The sequence below is a fragment of the Stutzerimonas sp. S1 genome (assembly GCF_025966695.1).
GTDB lineage: Bacteria > Pseudomonadota > Gammaproteobacteria > Pseudomonadales > Pseudomonadaceae > Stutzerimonas.
Genome location: NZ_JAOEIY010000007.1, coordinates 153,170 through 170,257, shown reverse-complemented (window position 1 = coordinate 170,257; position 17,088 = coordinate 153,170). Strand labels below are relative to the sequence as shown.

Sequence of the window (17,088 nt, the reverse complement as noted above, 5' to 3'; positions counted from 1 at the left end):
CGCGCTTTGACGGATCATCGCCGTTACATCGCCCCGACCGGGGCCAACTCCACCAGGCCGGCACGGGCACCGGCCACAGAAGGAACAGCACCATGAGCCTCTACGAGATCGCCTTTTCCGGCCAACTGCTCCCCGGGGCCCGGCTCGAGCAGGTCGAAGCCAACCTGACCAAACTGTTCCAGGCCGATGCCCAGCGCATCGCCCTGCTGTTCTCCGGACGGCGCGTCGTCATCAAGCAAAACCTGGATTTCGCCGCGGTGGAGAAGTACCGCCAGGCGATGGAACGCGCCGGCGCGCAGGTGGAAGTCAAGCCGATGCCGGTGGATGTCGAGGAAATCGAACTGGCGCCGCCACCGGCCGTCGAAGCCCCTGCCACTGCGACCGCTCCCCTGGACAGCGGGAATTCGAGCACCACGCCGGGCGCGCTGAAAGTGGCGCCGCGAGACGAGTACATGGCGGCCTTCGTCGATGTCGAGGCGCCGGACTTCGGCATCGCCCCGGTCGGGGTCGACCTGCAGGACGCCCGTCCGGAGCCCGTGGCACCGCGCGTGGACCTGTCGCAGTTCAGCCTGGCGCCGGTGGGCAGTGACATGGGTGAACGCCGCCGCGCCAGCGATGCACCGGTTCCCAACACTTCGCATCTGAAGCTGGTGGACTGATCGACGCGGGGTCACGGCGCCGCCTTCTACCGGAGCACCGCGGCGTCGCAGCACCTCGCTCAGTGGATAACGCTTCACGATTTTCCGCCCTACAGAGGCCAGCGATTGCCTGGCCAACGAACTCGCGGCACTGCGCCGGGCTCCAACACTACAAGCCCCTCGACCTCACGTAGTCATGGACCTTGTCGTTGCCCGTCCCGAAGGCCTGTACTGCCCGCCCGGTGATTTCTATATCGATCCCTGGCGTCCGGTGGAGCGCGCCGTCATCACCCACGCCCACGGCGACCATGCGCGCTGGGGCATGGGACATTACCTGGCGACCAGTGCCAGCGAAGGCATCCTGCGTGCGCGCATCGGTGGGGACATGCCGTTGCAGACCCTGGATTACGGCGAGGCCATCGAACACAACGGTGTCAGGCTGAGCTTCCATCCCGCCGGCCACGTACTCGGCTCGGCACAGGTGCGTCTCGAATACCGCGGTGAGGTCTGGGTCGCGTCCGGCGACTACAAAGTCGAGCCGGACGCGACCTGTACACCATTCGAGCCGGTGCGCTGCCACACCTTCATCAGCGAATCGACCTTCGGCCTGCCGATCTACCGCTGGCCCGCGCAACAGCGAGTGTTTCGCGAAATCAACGACTGGTGGCGCGCCAACGCCGCGGCGGGACGCCCCAGCGTGCTGTTCTGCTATGCGTTCGGCAAGGCACAACGCATCCTGCACGGACTCGACGACAGCATCGGGCCGGTGGTGGTGCATGGTGCGGTCGAGCCGCTCAACCGGGTCTACCGCGAGGCCGGAGTCCAACTAGCGCCGACCTTGTACGCCGGCGATCTGGCGAAGCACGATCCACGTCTGCAACAAAGCATCGTCATCGCTCCGCCCTCGGCCGCTGGCAGCACCTGGATGCGCCGCTTCGGCAACTATGCCGACGCCTTCGCGAGCGGCTGGATGATGCTGCGCGGCACACGCCGGCGGCGCAGCGTCGATCGCGGTTTCGTGCTTTCCGACCACGCCGACTGGCCCGGCCTGCTCTGGGCGATCGAACAGACCGGCGCCGAACGGGTGATGGTCACCCATGGCTCGGTCGCGGTGCTGGTGCGCTACCTGCGCGAAGAGCGCGGACTGGATGCCCAGGCGTTCGACACCGAGTACGGCGACGAGGACGATGCCGCGACGCAGGATGCCGAATGAAAGCCTTCGCCGACCTCTACGCCCGCCTGGACGCCACCACCTCGAGCAACGCCAAGCTGGCGGCGATGCGCGACTACTTTCGCGACGCCTCCGCAGAGGATGCGGCCTGGGCCGTGTACTTCCTCGCTGGCGGCCGCCCGCGCCAGCTGGTACCGAGCCGCCTGTTGCGCGAGACGGCGCTGCGCGCGGCCGCGCTGCCCGAATGGTTGTTCGAGGAGAGCTACCAGGCGGTCGGCGACTTGGCTGAAACCATCTCGTTGCTGCTGCCGGAGGCCGAGCACCACTCCGACGCCGGTCTAGCCGTGTGGATGCAGGAACGGCTGCTGCCGCTGCGCGGATTGCCGCCGGACGAACTGAGTACCCGACTGCCGCGGCTCTGGGCCGAGCTGGACCGGCAGAGTCTGCTGGTCAGCATCAAGCTGATCACCGGAGCATTCCGCGTCGGCGTTTCGAAGCTGCTGGTCACCCGCGCGCTGGCGGCCCTTGCCGAGCTCGATCCCAAGCGCGTGGCGCAGCGACTGGTGGGTTATACCGATCTGTCCCATCGCCCCAGCGCCGAAGGCTATCGCGCGCTGATCGCCGCCGAGTCGGACGATGAGCACGCCCAGCGCGGCGGCCAACCCTATCCGTTCTTTCTCGCCCACCCGCTGCAGGCCGACGTCGAGGGGTTCGACGCGTTGCTCGGACCGCCCGGTGACTGGCACATCGAGTGGAAGTGGGACGGCATCCGCGCCCAGCTGGTCAAGCGCGACAGCCGGATCTGGATCTGGTCGCGCGGTGAGGAATTGGTTAGCGAGCGTTTTCCGGAGCTTTGTGCCCTGGCAGCCTGCCTGCCGGACGGCACCGTGCTGGATGGCGAGATCGTCGTCTGGAAAACCGCCGAAGCCCCCTCCGCCGTACTGTTCGAGACAGCCGACGATGCAGCCGCACCGGGCAGGTTCGGCGTGCAGCCATTCGCCCTGCTGCAGCAGCGCATCGGCCGCAAGAACCTCACCAGCAAGGTACTCGACGCAGCACCGGTGGTCGTGCTGGCCTATGACCTGCTCGAATGGCGGGGCGAAGACTGGCGGCAACGGCCGCACCTGGAACGCCGAAGTCAGCTGGAGGCGGTCATCGGCCAGTGCGACCATCCGGCGCTGCTGACCTCGCCCCTGGTGCAGGGCGAGGACTGGCAGTCCCTCGCCCGCCAGCGCGAACATTCCCGCACCCTTGGGGTCGAGGGCCTGATGCTCAAGGCCCGCGCCTCGCAGTATGGTGTCGGCCGCACCAAGGACGTCGGCGTCTGGTGGAAGTGGAAGATCGACCCCTATTCGGTGGACGCGGTGCTGATCTATGCCCAGCGCGGCCACGGTCGGCGCGCCAGCCTCTACACCGACTACACCTTCGCCGTGTGGGACGGCGAGCCGGGCGATCCCGCGCGCAGACTGGTGCCCTTCGCCAAGGCCTACTCCGGGCTGACCGACGAGGAAATGCGCAAGGTAGACGCCATCGTGCGCAAGACCACGGTAGAAAAATTCGGCCCGGTACGCAGCGTGACGCCAACCCTGGTGTTCGAGCTGGGCTTTGAAGGCATTGCTGCCAGCAGCCGACACAAGAGCGGCATCGCCGTACGCTTCCCGCGCATGCTGCGCTGGCGGCATGACAAGCCGGTGGAGGAAGCCGACACGCTGGCCAGCTTGCAGGCCCTGCTCGGATGAACGACGGTCGGATGATCTCTCTCGGCGAGCGCTGGTTCGCCAGCCGCGGCTGGCAGCCGTTTGCGTTTCAGCGCGAGGTTTGGCAGGCCGTGCGCGACGGCGAATCCGGCCTGCTGCACGCCACCACAGGCTCGGGCAAGACCTACGCAGTCTGGCTCGCAGCGCTGGACCAGCTCGCCAGCCGTTCCCCCAAACCTGCGCCACTCAGCGTGTTGTGGATTACCCCCATGCGCGCGCTGGCGGCCGATACCGCCCGCGCGCTGCAAGCGCCGCTCGACGAACTCGGCATCGCCTGGAGCATCGGCCTGCGCACCGGCGACACCGGCAGCGCCGAACGGGCGCGCCAGCGTCGTCGACTGCCGAGCGCGCTGATCACCACGCCGGAAAGTCTGACCCTGCTGCTGACCCGCACCGATGCCCGCCAGGCCTTTGCCGGGCTGCAGATGGTGGTCGTCGACGAATGGCACGAGCTGCTCGGCAACAAGCGCGGCGTGCAGCTGCAACTGGCGCTGGCCCGCCTGCGCCGGTGGCATCCGCAGCTGATCGTCTGGGGTCTGTCGGCCACGCTGGGTAATCTGCCGGAAGCCTTGCAGGTGCTGCTGCATCCACATGAGGGTCGTCTGGTGCAGGGACGCGTCGACAAGCCGTTGCTGGTCGACAGCCTGTTGCCCGAGAGCATCGAGCGCTTTCCCTGGGCCGGGCATCTGGGCCTGCGCATGCTGCCGCAGGTGGTCGCACAGATCGACAGCGCCGCCACCACGCTGGTGTTCACCAATACCCGTTCGCAGGCCGAGCGCTGGTATCAGGCACTGCTCGATGCGCGCCCCGACTGGGCCGGCCTGATCGCCCTGCATCACGGCTCACTGGCGCGCGAGGTACGCGACTGGGTCGAACAGGGCCTCAAGCAGGGTGCGCTCAAAGCCGTGGTGTGCACCTCGAGCCTGGACCTGGGCGTCGACTTTCTGCCAGTGGAGCGGGTGCTGCAGATCGGTTCGCCGAAAGGCGTGGCGCGGTTGCTGCAACGTGCCGGCCGCTCTGGTCACGCCCCCGGTCGCGCTTCGCGGGTCACCCTGGTGCCCACCCACAGCCTGGAAGTGCTGGAAGCCGCCGCGGCGCAGCGAGCGATCGCCGAACGCCGCATCGAGCCCCGCAACGCGCCACAGCGGCCGGTGGACGTGCTGGTGCAGCATCTGGTCAGCATGGCCCTCGGCGGCGGTTTTCGCCCCGACGAGCTGCTGGCCGAAGTACGCCAGGCCTGGTCCTACCGCGAGCTGAGTGACGAGCATTGGCAGTGGGCGCTGGCGTTCGTGCGCCACGGCGGGCACTCGCTCACCGCATACCCGGACTACCAGCGCGTCGAGCCGGACGACAGTGGCTTGTGGAAGGTGCCGAACCGGCGCGTTGCGCTGCGCCATCGCATGAGCATCGGCACCATCGTCAGCGATGCCAGCCTGACGGTGAAGTTCTGGGCCAAGGGCGGCAGTGGACGCTCACTGGGTTCGGTGGAGGAAGGTTTCATCGCCCGCCTGCGTCCCGGCGATGCATTCCTCTTCGCCGGCCGACTGCTGGAGCTGGTGCGGGTGGAGAACATGACCGCCTACGTCAGTCGTGCCGCTGGCCGCAAGGCCGCGGTCCCGCGCTGGAACGGCGGGCGAATGCCGCTTTCCAGCGAACTGGCCGATGCGCTGGTCGAACAGTTCGGTGCCGCTGCGCGCGGCGAGTTCGACAGTACCGAGATGCGCCTGCTACAACCGCTGCTGCGGGTCCAGCAGGACTGGTCGGCGCTGCCCGACGAAACCAGCCTGCTGGCCGAGGTGGTGAAATCCCGCGAGGGCTGGCACTTGTTCCTTTACCCATTCGCCGGGCGCCACGTACACCTAGGGCTGGCCAGCCTGCTCGCCTGGCGCATAGGCCAGCGCCAGCCGGTCACCTTCTCCATCGCCGTGAACGATTACGGGCTGGAGCTGCTCTCGGCCACCGAAGTGGGCTGGCCGCGCTGGCTGAACGCGCAACTGTTCAGTTCGCACGATCTGTTGCCGGACGTGCTCGCCAGCCTCAATGCCGGCGAGCTAGCGCGACGCCGCTTCCGCGAGATCGCGCGCATTGCCGGGCTGGTGTTTTCCGGCTATCCCGGCGCACAGAAGAGCGCACGCCAACTGCAAGCTTCCAGCGGCCTGTTCTTCGAAGTGTTCCGTCAGTACGACCCAGGCAATCTGCTGCTCACCCAGGCCGAAGAGGAGGTGCTGCGCCAGGAGCTGGATGTCGAGCGGCTCGAACAGACGCTGCAGCGCCTGCGCGAGCGTCGACTGGATCTGCGGCTGCCGCGACGCCCTACCCCGCTAGCCTTCCCGCTGCTGGTGGAACGTTTTCGCGAAAGCCTGAGTTCGGAGAAGCTGGCCGAGCGCATCCGCCGCATGGTCGCCGAGCTGGACAAGGCCGCGGGGGCCGGTGGCTATCAGGCGGAACCGCAGACGGCAATCGCCATCGAGCACGACAGCCCGCGCCCCCGCAAGCCACGTGCGCGCAAGGACGGCACGCCGCGCACGAAGAAAGCCAAGCGTGCCCATGACGCCCCTGAATAGACATCCTATGAACGCCTATCAGCCGATCGAACTGGCCGGCAGCACGCTCTGGCTCCTGGCCGAAAAGGCCATCTACTGGCCCGAACAGCAGGCGCTGCTGGTCGCCGATATCCATTTCGGCAAGGCCGCGGCCTACCGCCGGCTCGGCCAACCGGTACCGCACGGCACCACCGACGCCAATCTGCGCCAACTGGACGACCTGCTGGCACGCTACCCCAGCCGACAACTGATCGTTCTCGGTGATTTCCTGCACGCGCCCGAATCCCACACGCCCGCCACGCACAGACGTCTGGCCGAATGGCGGGCACGTCATGCGCCGCTCGACGTCATCCTGGTGCGCGGCAATCACGACCGCCGCGCCGGCGACCCGCCGGCCGAACTGAACCTCAGGGTGGTCAACGAGCCGTTGCTGCTCGGCCCGTTTGCCTTGCAGCATGAACCCACTCCGCACCCAACCCACCACGTGCTCGCCGGCCATCTGCACCCGGCCTTTCAGCTGCATGGTCGCGGTCGCCAGCGCCTGCGCCTGCCGTGCTTCTGCATCGGCGAACGACTCAGTCTGCTACCAGCCTTCGGCACTTTTACCGGGACGATGACGATCGGCGCCGACCGTGGTCGGCGCATCTATCTGGTCGGAGACGGCGCGGTATGGCCGCTGGCGGATGCGCGCAGCTAGGCCTGTGAGATGCCGGTGATGGTGATGCCGAAGCGCTCAGCCAGGCGAGTGGCCGGCGTGTTCTCCAGATCTGGGTCGTGCTCGTGCTCGCTTTCCTGCCCGGCATAGTCCTGCTCGGCCTTGCGGGTAACCAGCTCGACGGCTTCATCGATGTCCGGCTGATGCGCAGACTCGATCTTCAGCGTCGCCGTATTGCCGTCTTTGTTGTACGCGATGATCCAGGTTGTCATTGGCTGCCCCTCGTTGTTATCCAAAGCGCCAGGCCGGCGACAAGCGCCACCGATACCGGTCGTATCCCAATTAGAGATCGCGTCACGCGGTTCAGTTCGGTCGCACCGGCAACAATCGCTCGACCAGCGCGCTGGACCGCCCCGCCGCACCGGCTACGCTGTCATCCACCGACCGCGCGCAGGAGCCAAGCCATGAGCGAATCCCTCCAGGTTTCCCCGGACCTCAACGACGAGCAGCTGGTGGGCCTTCTGCAGCAACACGCAACGCCATTGCCACACGTCGACGACCCGCGTTTCGCCGACAGCTTCGAGCGTTTTGCCGATGCCCGGGTGGTACTGATCGGCGAAGCCAGCCACGGCACGTCGGAGTTCTACCGCGCGCGCGCCGCCATCACCCGCCGTCTGATCGAACGCCACGGCTTCACCATCGTGGCTGCCGAAGCGGACTGGCCGGACGCGGCGCGGATCGATCGTCATGTGCGTCAGCATCAGCCGGCAGCCTGGGTGGAGGATGCCTTCAAACGCTTTCCCAGCTGGATGTGGCGCAATCGCGAGGTGGCCGCGTTCACCCGTTGGCTGCGCCTGCACAACGACGCTCTGCCCGCCGCCCAGCGCGTCGAGTTCCGCGGCCTGGACGTCTACAGCCTGGGCGCTTCGATGGCCGAGGTGCTGCGCTACCTCGACCAGGTCGATCCACAGGCCGCCAGCAGCGCGCGCCAGCGCTATGGCTGCCTTAGCCCCTGGCACGAGGAGCCGGCGGCCTACGGTCATCGGGTCATGCTCGGCGCACCGTCCTGCGAGGATGCCGTGGTCGAGCAGTTGCGCGCGCTCTTGGAGCAGCGCCTGCACTACGCGGACCACGACGGCGAACAGTTCTTCAACGCCGAGCGTAACGCCCGCGTCGTGCTGGCGGCCGAACATTACTATCGGGCCATGTACCGCGGCTCGAGCGAATCGTGGAACCTGCGCGACCGCCACATGTTCGACACCCTGCGCTCACTGCTCGAGCATCGTGGCCCTGAGGCGAAAGCAGTGGTCTGGGCGCACAACTCGCACATCGGCAACGCGGCAGCCACCTCGATGGGCTGGGGCGGCGAATTCAACATCGGCGAGCTCTGCCGAACAGCCTATGGCCGCGACGCGGTGTTGATCGGCATGGCCACCGATCGCGGCGAGGTGGCCGCGGCAGACAATTGGGACGAGCCGATGCAGGTCAAGCAGGTTCTGCCCTCGCGGCCGGACAGCTGGGAACAGCTGTTCTTGCGCGCCGGCTACCCGGCTTCACTCACCGAATGGCGCAGCGAGGCGCATCAGAAGTTATGCCAGGCGCTGGCACGGCCGCGTCTGGAGCGCGCCATCGGCGTGATCTACCGGCCGCTGACCGAGCGGCAGAGTCATTACTTCCGGGCGATTCTCGCCGAACAGTTCGATGCGCTGGTGTGGTTCGAGCAGACCACCGCCGTCACCCCCATCGGCCCGCGTCGCTTCGACGACACGGCCATGCCGGATACCTATCCGTTCGGCGAGTGAACGGGTGGCGGCATCGTCTGCCTCTCTTCAGGCCACGGGCGCCGGCGGCGGCTGGTCCGGCACCGTGGGTTCGCCCGGTTCGGTCGGCTGCGCCGGGACACCCGGCTCCTCTGGATCGCCCGGCACGCCGCCGGCGCGCCAGTATTGCGCCTCGCTGCTGGCCATTGGAATCGATGCACTGGTCATGCTGCGGCCCTCCACTGCAGGCACCCGGAGCGGATGCGTCCTGACAGTAGAGCGCCGACGCGGCGGTTCTATCCCGCCATCTGTCGGCGTCGGTGGCTTACCACATCAGGTCGTCGGGGACCTGGTAGGCGGCGTACGGATCATCCGCATCCGGCTCTTCGGTGCGGGTGTTGAGCTGCACCACGCGCCGCGGATCGCGTTCCTGGATCTTCAGCGCGGCCTCGCGCGGGATCACCTCGTAGCCGCCACCATGGCGGACGATCGCCAGCGAACCGGACGCCAGCTTCTCGCGCATCAGCTTGTTGACCGACAGGCGCTTGACCTTCTTGTCGTCGACGAAGTTGTAGTAGTCGTCGGTGGTCAGCTTGGGCAGGCGGCTGGTTTCGATCAGCTGCTTGACCTGCGCGGTGCGGGCCTTCTGCTCGGCCTTCTCCTGCTGCTGACGATTCAGTTCCTGGTCGCGGGCGAGCTTCTCGGCCTGTGCCTGCAGGGCTGCCTGGCGCTGGGAATCGTCTTTCTCGACCTGACCTTTCTTCTCCAGGCGCTGCTGTTTCTGCTTCTGCTTGACGGCCTGCTTGGCCTGCTTTTCATTGACCAGCCCGGCTTTGAGCAGCTGGTCACGGAGGGAAAGACTCATGTTTCGGCTCGTCTCGTCGTGGATTCGAAGTGGACAGGGGGACGGGGATGAGGCGTCAGCGCTCCGTCGGGCGGGATTGTCGGCGATCCGTGAAGCGCTATCCACCCTGCGAAGTAGCGGGCTTCAGCCGCAGGAAAGCTCCCGCTCGGCCTTCTTCGCCGCGCCCCAAAGGGCGTCCAGTTCCTCAAGGTCGCAATTCTCGATGGGCCGCCCGGCTTCCCGCAAGGCCTGTTCGATGAAGCGGAAGCGTCGTTCGAATTTGCCGTTGGCCGCACGCAGGGCATTCTCCGGGTCGACCTTGAGGTGACGCGCCAGGTTGACGACGACGAACAGCAGGTCGCCCAACTCCTCGGCGATGGCCTGCGGGTCGTTCTCGCTCATTGCCTCGAGTACCTCGCCGAGTTCCTCGCGCAACTTGTCCACCACCGGCAGCGCCTCCGGCCAGTCAAAGCCGACCTGAGCCGCACGTTTCTGCAGCTTGGCGGCGCGGCTCAACGCCGGCAGCGCATTCGGCACATCATCGAGCAGCGACAACTGTTCCGGCGCCGCGGCCTTTTCGGCGCGCTCCTCGGCTTTGATCTCCTCCCAGCGCTGTTTGATCGCCGCCTCGTCGAGGCGCGGCAGCTCGGGCGAACCGTACAGGTCACCATCAGGAAACACATGCGGGTGCCGGCGAACCAGCTTGCGGGTGATCGCATCGACCACGGTGGCGAACTCGAACCGCCCTTCTTCCCTGGCCAGCTGGCTGTAGTAGACGACTTGGAACAAGAGGTCGCCCAGCTCGCCGGGCAGATGGTCGAAATCGCCGCTCTCGATGGCATCGGCCACCTCGTAGGCTTCTTCCAGCGTATGCGGCACGATGCTCGCGTAGTTCTGCTGCAGGTCCCAGGGGCAGCCGTGCTGCGGGTCGCGCAGACGGGCCATCAGGTGCAGCAGGTCGTTGAGTTGGTACATAGAATTCCTCAGCGAATCGAGTGCTGGTGAGGGACGCTGATGGCATCGCGGTGGATGTAAAAAACGACATCCACCCTACGGTTCGGTCGCGAGCCAAACGCCCAAAACCGTATTGCCTCGTAGGGTGGATGACGCTTCACTCATCCACCGTGACGCGACCGGCGCCACCGCCGGTTCTGCGCCTTACGTGGCCCGCTGGCGCTTGGCTTCGATAATGTTCGGCAGCTGAGAGATACGGCTGAGCAAGCGACCCAAGGCATTCAACCCCGGAATCTCGATGGTCAGCGTCATCTGCGCCGTGCTGTCTTCCTTGTTCGAGCGGGTGTTCATCGACAGCACGTTGATCCGCTCGTTGAGCAGCATCTGCGAGATGTCGCGCAGCAGGCCCGAGCGATCATAGGCGCGGATGAAGATCTCCACCGGGTAGGTCTTCTCCGGCACCGGCCCCCAGCTGACCTGGATGATGCGCTCCGGCTCGCGACCAGCCAGTTGCAGCACCGACGGGCAGTCCTGACGGTGAATGCTGACGCCGCGCCCCTGCGTGATGTAACCGACGATGGGATCGCCCGGCAGCGGCTGGCAGCAGCCGGCCATCTGCGTCAGCAGGTTGCCCACGCCCTGGATCTGCACGTCGCCGCGTTTGCCCGGCTTGTGCGGCGCGGAACGCCGCGGGATCAGCTCCAGCTGGTCGAAGTCGCGGTCGGGCTCGACCAGTTGCTGCGCCAGGTTGACCAGCTGGGCCAGCCGCAGGTCGCCGGCACCCAGCGCGGCAAACATGTCCTCGGCACTCTTCAGGTTGGCCTTCTCCGCGACCTTGTCGAAATCCACCGGCGGCAGGTCGAGACGATTCAGTTCGCGCTCCAGCAGTGTCTTGCCAGCGGCGACGTTCTGGTCGCGCGCCTGCAGCTTGAACCAGTGGACGATCTTCGCCCGCGAGCGCGAGGTGGTGATGTAACCCAGGTTCGGGTTCAGCCAGTCGCGGCTCGGCGAGCCGTGCTTGCTGGTGATGATCTCCACCTGCTCACCGGTCTGCAGGCTGTAGTTGAGCGGCACGATCCGCCCGTTGACCTTGGCGCCGCGACAGTTGTGGCCGATCTCGGTGTGCACGCGATATGCGAAGTCCAGCGGCGTCGCGCCCTTGGGCAGGTCGATGGCATGACCGTCCGGGGTGAATACGTAGACCCGATCCGGCTCGATATCCACGCGCAGCTGATCGGCCAGGCCGCCGATATCGCCCAGCTCCTCGTGCCATTCGAGCACCTGGCGCAGCCAGGCGATCTTCTCTTCGTAATGGTCGGAGCCGGAATTGACGTCGGTGCCCTTGTAGCGCCAGTGCGCGCAGACGCCGAGTTCGGCTTCTTCATGCATCGCGTGGGTACGGATCTGCACCTCCAGCACCTTGCCCTCGGGGCCGAGCACGGCGGTGTGCAGCGAGCGGTAACCGTTCTCCTTGGGGTTGGCGATGTAGTCGTCGAACTCCTTGGGGATGTGCCGCCACAGCGTATGCACGATGCCCAGTGCGGTGTAGCAGTCGCGCACCTCCGGCACCAGCACGCGCACGGCGCGCACGTCGTAAATCTGGCTGAACTGCAGGCCCTTCTTCTGCATCTTTCGCCAGATCGAATAGATGTGCTTGGCGCGCCCGTCGATGTCGGCCTGGATGCCGGCGCCCGACAGCTCGTCTTTCAGCTGCTGCACCACGTTGGTGATGTACTGCTCGCGGTCGAGCCGGCGCTCATGCAGCAGCTGGGCGATCTGCTTGTACTGCTCGGGTTCCAGATAGCGGAACGACAGATCCTCCAGCTCCCACTTGATATGGCCGATGCCGAGACGGTGCGCCAGCGGCGCATAGATATCGAAGACCTCGCGGGCCACGCGCTGGCGCTTGTCGTCGCTGGCGTTCTTCACCGCGCGAATCGCGCAGGTCCGCTCGGCCAGCTTGATCAGCGCCACGCGCACATCGTCGACCATCGCCACCAGCATCTTGCGCAGGTTCTCCACCTGCGCCTGGGAACCCAGCACCAGCGATTCGCGCGGATTGAGACTGGCGCTGATCGCCGCCATGCGCAGCACGCCCTCGATCAGCTTGGCCACCACCGGACCGAACCGCTGATGCACCTCGGTCAGCGGGATCTTGCCCTCGCGCACGCCACGATAGATCACTGCCGCGACCAGGCTGTCCTGGTCGAGCTTGAGGTCGGCGAGGATCTCGGCGATCTCCAGGCCGATCTGATAACTGGAAGTGCCTTCGCTCCACAGATTCTGCGCCGCGTTGGCCTGCTGCTCGGCCGCGTGGGCGAACTCGCAGGCGTCCTTGAGTGCCGCGCGATCCAGCGCCGGGTCCATCCCCAGCACGTGATCGAGCCAGCTGTCGAGGTTGATGCTGCCGTCGGTGTTGATCGGCTGAAGCGCTCTGACCTGTACCATCTAAACCTTCCCTCTGCGCAGTCACTGCGCATCACGCCGGCATTCTGCGTGCCGGTCGGTTAAACCGCAGGCCGGTTGCCTGCCAAGAAAATCACTGAGTGCGCCTGTCCGCCGCCTCGAACAGCGCCATTGCCTCGACATGCGCGGTCTGCGGAAACATGTCGAGCACCCCGGCACGCGTCAGCCGGTAGCCTTGCTGCACCAGCTCGGCGGCGTCGCGGGCGAGCGTCGCAGGATTGCATGAAACATAGACAAGGCGGCGTGTACCGAGACTCGACATTTGTCGAACGACCTCCAGCGCGCCATCACGCGGCGGATCCAGCAACACCGCCTCGAATCTGTCGCGCGCCCAGGGTGCATCGACCAGCGGCTTCGACAGATCGGCACGATAAAAGTGCACGTCGTCCAGACCATTGTGCTGCGCATTGGTGCGTGCCCGCTCGACCATCGCCTCCACTCCCTCCACGCCGGTCACCCTGGCGCCGGCCCGCGCCAGCGGCAGGGCGAAATTGCCCAGCCCGCAGAACAGATCCAGTACCCGCTCGCCGGGCGCAGGCGCCAGCCAGTCCAGCGCCTGGGCGACCATCGCCTCGTTCACCGGCGCATTGACCTGGACGAAGTCGCCTGGTCGCCACGCCAGCTCCAGCTGCCACTGCTCCAGGCGATAGCCCAGCGTGGCCACTGGCTCCACCGCTGCCGGCTCGCCCGCGCCCTGCAGCCACAGCTGCGCGTGCTGATCGCGGGCGAACGCCTGCAGGCGCGCCAGATCAGCGGTCGGCAAGGCGGCGGTATGGCGTACCAACACTGCCTCGGCGGTGCCGCTGAAGAGTTCGACATGGCCAATAGCCTGCGGTTTTTCCAAGGCACGCAATGCTGCCAACAAACCCGGCAACAGCGACTGCAAGGGCTGTACCAGAACCGGACACTGTTCGATGGACACGATCTGCTGGCTGGCCGTGGCGCGGAATCCCACCTCCAGGCGCGCGGCTTTGGCGTCCCAGCGCACCGCGAGACGAGCCCGGCGACGATAGCCGAACTCCGGCCCGCTCAGCGGCGCAGCCCAGACCTGTGGCTGCAGACCGGCAAAGCGGGTCAACTGCTCGCTCAGCGTGCGCTGCTTGAGCGCCAGCTGATCGGCCGCCGAAGCATGCTGCAGATTGCAGCCACCGCAGCGGTCGGCATGCGGACAAGGCGCACGACGACGCTGCGGGCTGGCGTCGATCACCCGTTCGCAGCGGGCTTCGACGATCTGCGCGCGCGCCGCCAGCACGCGTGCCTCGACCTGCTCGCCCGGCAGCGCGCCATCGACGAACCAGGTCTTGCCATCGACGAAAGCAATGCCGCGGCCATCATGCGCCAGCCGTTCGATACTCAGCTGCTGTCTCTTGCCGACCGGCACCTGCGGCTTGCGCGCGCCGCCGCTGGGCTGAAAGCGCAGAGCGCCGCTACGTTTGGCCATTGGCTTGAACCTGTTTCAAGGGAGGGTGGTGCATCGGCTCGCCGCCACCGCATAGCCGGTGGCGGCAGTGCCGGACTCAGTTGGGCGCGTCATACACGCCGGTGGAGAGGTAGCGATCACCGCGGTCGCAGATGATCGCGACGATCACCGCCTGTTCGACTTCTTGCGACAGGCGCAGCGCCGCGGCCACCGCACCGCCCGAGGAGACCCCGCAGAAGATACCTTCCTCACGAGCCAGCCGACGCATCACCGTTTCGGCTTCATCCTGCGACATGTCGACAACACGATCGACGCGCTCGGCCTGGTAGATCTTCGGCAGGTATTCCTGCGGCCAGCGGCGGATGCCGGGAATCGCGGCGCCTTCCATCGGCTGCAGGCCGACGATCTGTACCGCCGGGTTCTGCTCCTTGAGGTAGCGCGACACGCCCATGATGGTGCCGGTGGTGCCCATTGAGCTGACGAAATGGGTGATGCTGCCGTGGGTCTGCCGCCAGATTTCCGGGCCGGTGCTGCTGTAGTGCGCCTCCGGGTTGTCGCCGTTGGCGAACTGGTCGAGCACCTTGCCGCGACCCTCGGCCTGCATCTGCAGCGCCAGGTCGCGGGCGCCCTCCATGCCCTGCTCCTTGCTCACCAGGATCAGCTCGGCTCCGTAGGCGGTCATGGCCGCCTTGCGCTCGGCACTGGAGTTGTCCGGCATGATCAGGATCATCCGGTAACCCTTGATCGCCGCCGCCATGGCCAGGGCGATGCCGGTATTGCCGGAGGTCGCCTCGATCAGCGTGTCGCCCGGCTGAATGTCGCCACGCAGTTCCGCGCGGTTGATCATCGAGAGCGCCGGGCGATCCTTGACCGAACCGGCCGGGTTGTTGCCCTCGAGCTTGACCAGAATGGTGTTGCTGGTCGTTCCCGGCAGGCGTTGCAGACGAACCAGCGGCGTATTGCCGATGCAATCGGCAATGGTCGGGTAATGGATAGTCATGGCGTCATCGAACCGCACGGCGTGGAAAAGGCGCACATGATACCGGCAACAGCCGCCTGCGGGCAGACCGAGTGCGGCACCGCGGCTCAGCGACCGGACTCGCCGGGAGGCAGGCGCCGCAGCATTAGTCCGCCTCACCCGCTGGCCGCCCGAGAATCTTCGGCGCCGCCTCGATGATCTGTCGCGACAGATGCTCCATGCGCGGCGACTGCACCTTCCAGGTGTGCCAGTAGAGCGGGATATCCAGCGGCTCGTCCGGCGCCAGATCGACCACCTCACCGCGCGCCAGGGCATCGCTCACCAGCAGTTCCGGCACCATGCCGTAACCCAGCCCGTAGCGAATGGCGCTGTAATGCGGTTCGGCACCCGGGACGTAGTGGCAGGGGTAGGCACCCTCAGGCAACCCCAGGCGCCGCAGCAGGAACGACGACTGCAGGGTGTCCTTGCGGGTATAGGCCACCACCGGCGCCTTGCGCGCAGCGTTGCGCGTCATGCCGTGGGCGAAATGCTGGCGGCGGAAATCGGCAGACGCCACCAGGCGATAGCGCATGCTGCCCAGCGAACTGGCGGTACAGCCACGCATCGGTTTCGGTTCACTGCTGATGCAGCCGATGGCCAGGCCGGTCTCCAGCAGGCTGTAGGTGTGATCCTGGTCTTCCACCGTAAGGTCGAGCAGCACCCGTTCGCGGATCAGCACCTCGGCCAGCGCCGGGAAGAACCAGGTCCCCAGGCTGTCGGCATTGAGCGCCGCCACCACCACCAGCGGCGCATCGCTGCGCTCGGCAAGCTCAGCCAGCAGATCAGCCTCCAGCAGCGTCGCGCGCTTGAGATATTGCAGCAGACGCTGGCCGGTCTCGGTGGGGCGACACGGCCGACTGCGCACCACCAGGGCACTGCCGAGAGCACTTTCCAGCGCGCGTACCCGTTGCGAAACCGCCGGCGGCGTCAGATGCAGACGCAGCGCCGCCTGCTCGAAACTGCCGGTGCGGATGACGCTGCGGAAGGCTTCGGTCTGCTTCGGATCGAGGTTCATCGCCAGCACTCATTAAGAAAATATTTGGATGGCCTAAAAATACTTAGCGATAGCACTTTAAGCCAGCCAGTGCTCCATAATCGCGCACCTTTCACGCTGACGCCCTTCGGCAGCAGCGGCGCACGGAGACCGTCGTGGAACTTCTGCACACCATCTACCTGATCGCGATTACCGCTGAAGCCATGTCCGGCGCCATCATGGGCATGCGTCGCGGCATGGACCTGTTCGGCATCTGTCTGCTCGGTACCGTGACCGCGCTGGGTGGCGGCACCGCCCGCGACGTGTTGCTCGGTCACTATCCGGTCGGCTGGATCGCCCACCCGGAATACCTCACCTTCACCATCGGCGCAGCCATCGTCACCGCGTTCATCGCCCGCTATCTGCACCGCCTGCGCCTGGTCTTTCTGCTGGTCGACGGCCTCGGTCTGGTGGCGTTCACCGTGATCGGCTGCGACGTGGCGATGGGCATGGGCGCGCATCCGTCGATCGTGGTACTCGCCGGGGTGATCACCGGGATCTTCGGTGGCCTGCTGCGCGACGTGCTGTGCAACGAGGTACCGATGGTGTTGCAACGTGAGCTTTACGCCACCGTGGCGCTGTTCACCGGCGTGTTCTACGTCGCCCTGCTCTGGCTGGAGATCAACACCTCGGTCGCCACCCTGCTGGCCCTGGGCAGCGGCTTCCTGTTCCGCGTGCTGGCCATGAGCTTTCGTTGGAAGCTGCCGGATTTCAACGGCAAGGAGATCCGCGGGCTGGACTGATACCCCGCCACGGCACGCGGGCTTGACCTCACGTGCAGATTCCACCCCGCCGAATCGCTACACTAGCGCGCTGGCAAACCACGGGA

The 17,088-nt window shown here is 66.4% G+C and carries 15 protein-coding genes; 7 read left to right on the top strand and 8 right to left on the bottom strand.

Annotated elements, in window-relative coordinates; genetic code table 11:
* Positions 1-92: 92 nt before the first annotated feature.
* The 5 genes from N8H22_RS16630 (at position 93) to pdeM (ending at position 6,806) form a co-directional block, all read left to right on the top strand.
* Positions 93-659, top strand: coding sequence for a hypothetical protein (locus N8H22_RS16630; RefSeq protein ID WP_264591618.1), 567 nt, complete (start codon positions 93-95; stop codon positions 657-659).
* Between the two features lie 175 nt (positions 660-834).
* Positions 835-1,851 (top strand): ligase-associated DNA damage response exonuclease, encoded by a 1,017-nt coding sequence (locus N8H22_RS16625; RefSeq protein WP_264591617.1) that lies wholly within the window; start codon positions 835-837, stop codon positions 1,849-1,851.
* Entirely contained in the window at positions 1,848-3,548 is a 1,701-nt protein-coding gene (locus tag N8H22_RS16620) for an ATP-dependent DNA ligase (protein ID WP_264591616.1), read from the top strand. Before N8H22_RS16625 ends, N8H22_RS16620 begins: the two co-directional genes overlap by 4 nt.
* On the top strand, positions 3,545-6,130 hold the full coding sequence (locus N8H22_RS16615) for a ligase-associated DNA damage response DEXH box helicase (RefSeq protein ID WP_264591615.1): 2,586 nt from the start codon (positions 3,545-3,547) through the stop codon (positions 6,128-6,130). The genes N8H22_RS16620 and N8H22_RS16615 overlap by 4 nt, the downstream gene beginning before the upstream one ends.
* A 7-nt stretch (positions 6,131-6,137) precedes the next feature.
* Positions 6,138-6,806 carry a ligase-associated DNA damage response endonuclease PdeM gene (gene pdeM, locus N8H22_RS16610; RefSeq protein WP_264591614.1) on the top strand — a complete coding sequence of 223 codons (669 nt, stop codon included), beginning with the start codon at positions 6,138-6,140 and terminating at the stop codon, positions 6,804-6,806.
* Here the strand turns inward: pdeM and N8H22_RS16605 are convergent.
* On the bottom strand, positions 6,803-7,036 hold the full coding sequence (locus N8H22_RS16605) for a hypothetical protein (protein ID WP_264591613.1): 234 nt from the start codon (positions 7,034-7,036) through the stop codon (positions 6,803-6,805). The genes pdeM and N8H22_RS16605 overlap by 4 nt on opposite strands.
* A gap of 192 nt (positions 7,037-7,228) precedes the next feature.
* Between N8H22_RS16605 and N8H22_RS16600 the strand changes: the two genes are divergently transcribed.
* On the top strand, positions 7,229-8,566 hold the full coding sequence (locus N8H22_RS16600; protein WP_264591612.1) for an erythromycin esterase family protein: 1,338 nt from the start codon (positions 7,229-7,231) through the stop codon (positions 8,564-8,566).
* 27 nt (positions 8,567-8,593) lie between these two features.
* Here N8H22_RS16600 and N8H22_RS16595 read toward each other — a convergent pair whose 3' ends face one another.
* The 7 genes from N8H22_RS16595 to N8H22_RS16565 form a co-directional block, all read right to left on the bottom strand.
* On the bottom strand, positions 8,594-8,752 hold the full coding sequence (locus tag N8H22_RS16595) for a hypothetical protein (RefSeq protein WP_264591808.1): 159 nt from the start codon (positions 8,750-8,752) through the stop codon (positions 8,594-8,596).
* Positions 8,753-8,849: 97 nt separating this feature from the next.
* A complete protein-coding gene (locus N8H22_RS16590; RefSeq protein ID WP_264591611.1) occupies positions 8,850-9,389 on the bottom strand; it encodes a DUF2058 domain-containing protein in 540 nt (179 codons plus the stop codon).
* Positions 9,390-9,512: 123 nt separating this feature from the next.
* On the bottom strand, positions 9,513-10,343 hold the full coding sequence (gene mazG / locus N8H22_RS16585) for a nucleoside triphosphate pyrophosphohydrolase (RefSeq protein ID WP_264591610.1): 831 nt from the start codon (positions 10,341-10,343) through the stop codon (positions 9,513-9,515).
* 183 nt (positions 10,344-10,526) lie between these two features.
* Positions 10,527-12,770: a GTP diphosphokinase gene (gene relA, locus N8H22_RS16580; protein WP_264591609.1), complete on the bottom strand. Its 2,244-nt coding sequence runs from the start codon at positions 12,768-12,770 to the stop codon at positions 10,527-10,529.
* A gap of 91 nt (positions 12,771-12,861) precedes the next feature.
* Positions 12,862-14,229, bottom strand: coding sequence for a 23S rRNA (uracil(1939)-C(5))-methyltransferase RlmD (gene rlmD / locus N8H22_RS16575; protein WP_264591608.1), 1,368 nt, complete (start codon positions 14,227-14,229; stop codon positions 12,862-12,864).
* 76 nt (positions 14,230-14,305) lie between these two features.
* Entirely contained in the window at positions 14,306-15,208 is a 903-nt protein-coding gene (gene cysM, locus N8H22_RS16570; RefSeq protein ID WP_264591607.1) for a cysteine synthase CysM, read from the bottom strand.
* Between the two features lie 124 nt (positions 15,209-15,332).
* Positions 15,333-16,241, bottom strand: a complete 909-nt coding sequence (locus N8H22_RS16565; RefSeq protein WP_264591606.1) for an HTH-type transcriptional regulator ArgP — start codon at positions 16,239-16,241, stop codon at positions 15,333-15,335.
* A gap of 134 nt (positions 16,242-16,375) precedes the next feature.
* Here N8H22_RS16565 and N8H22_RS16560 point away from each other — a divergent pair, with 134 nt between their 5' ends.
* The gene (locus N8H22_RS16560) at positions 16,376-17,002 is read left to right on the top strand and encodes a trimeric intracellular cation channel family protein (protein WP_264591605.1); all 627 of its coding nucleotides are present in this window, start codon (positions 16,376-16,378) and stop codon (positions 17,000-17,002) included.
* The last annotated feature ends 86 nt before the right edge of the window (positions 17,003-17,088 follow it).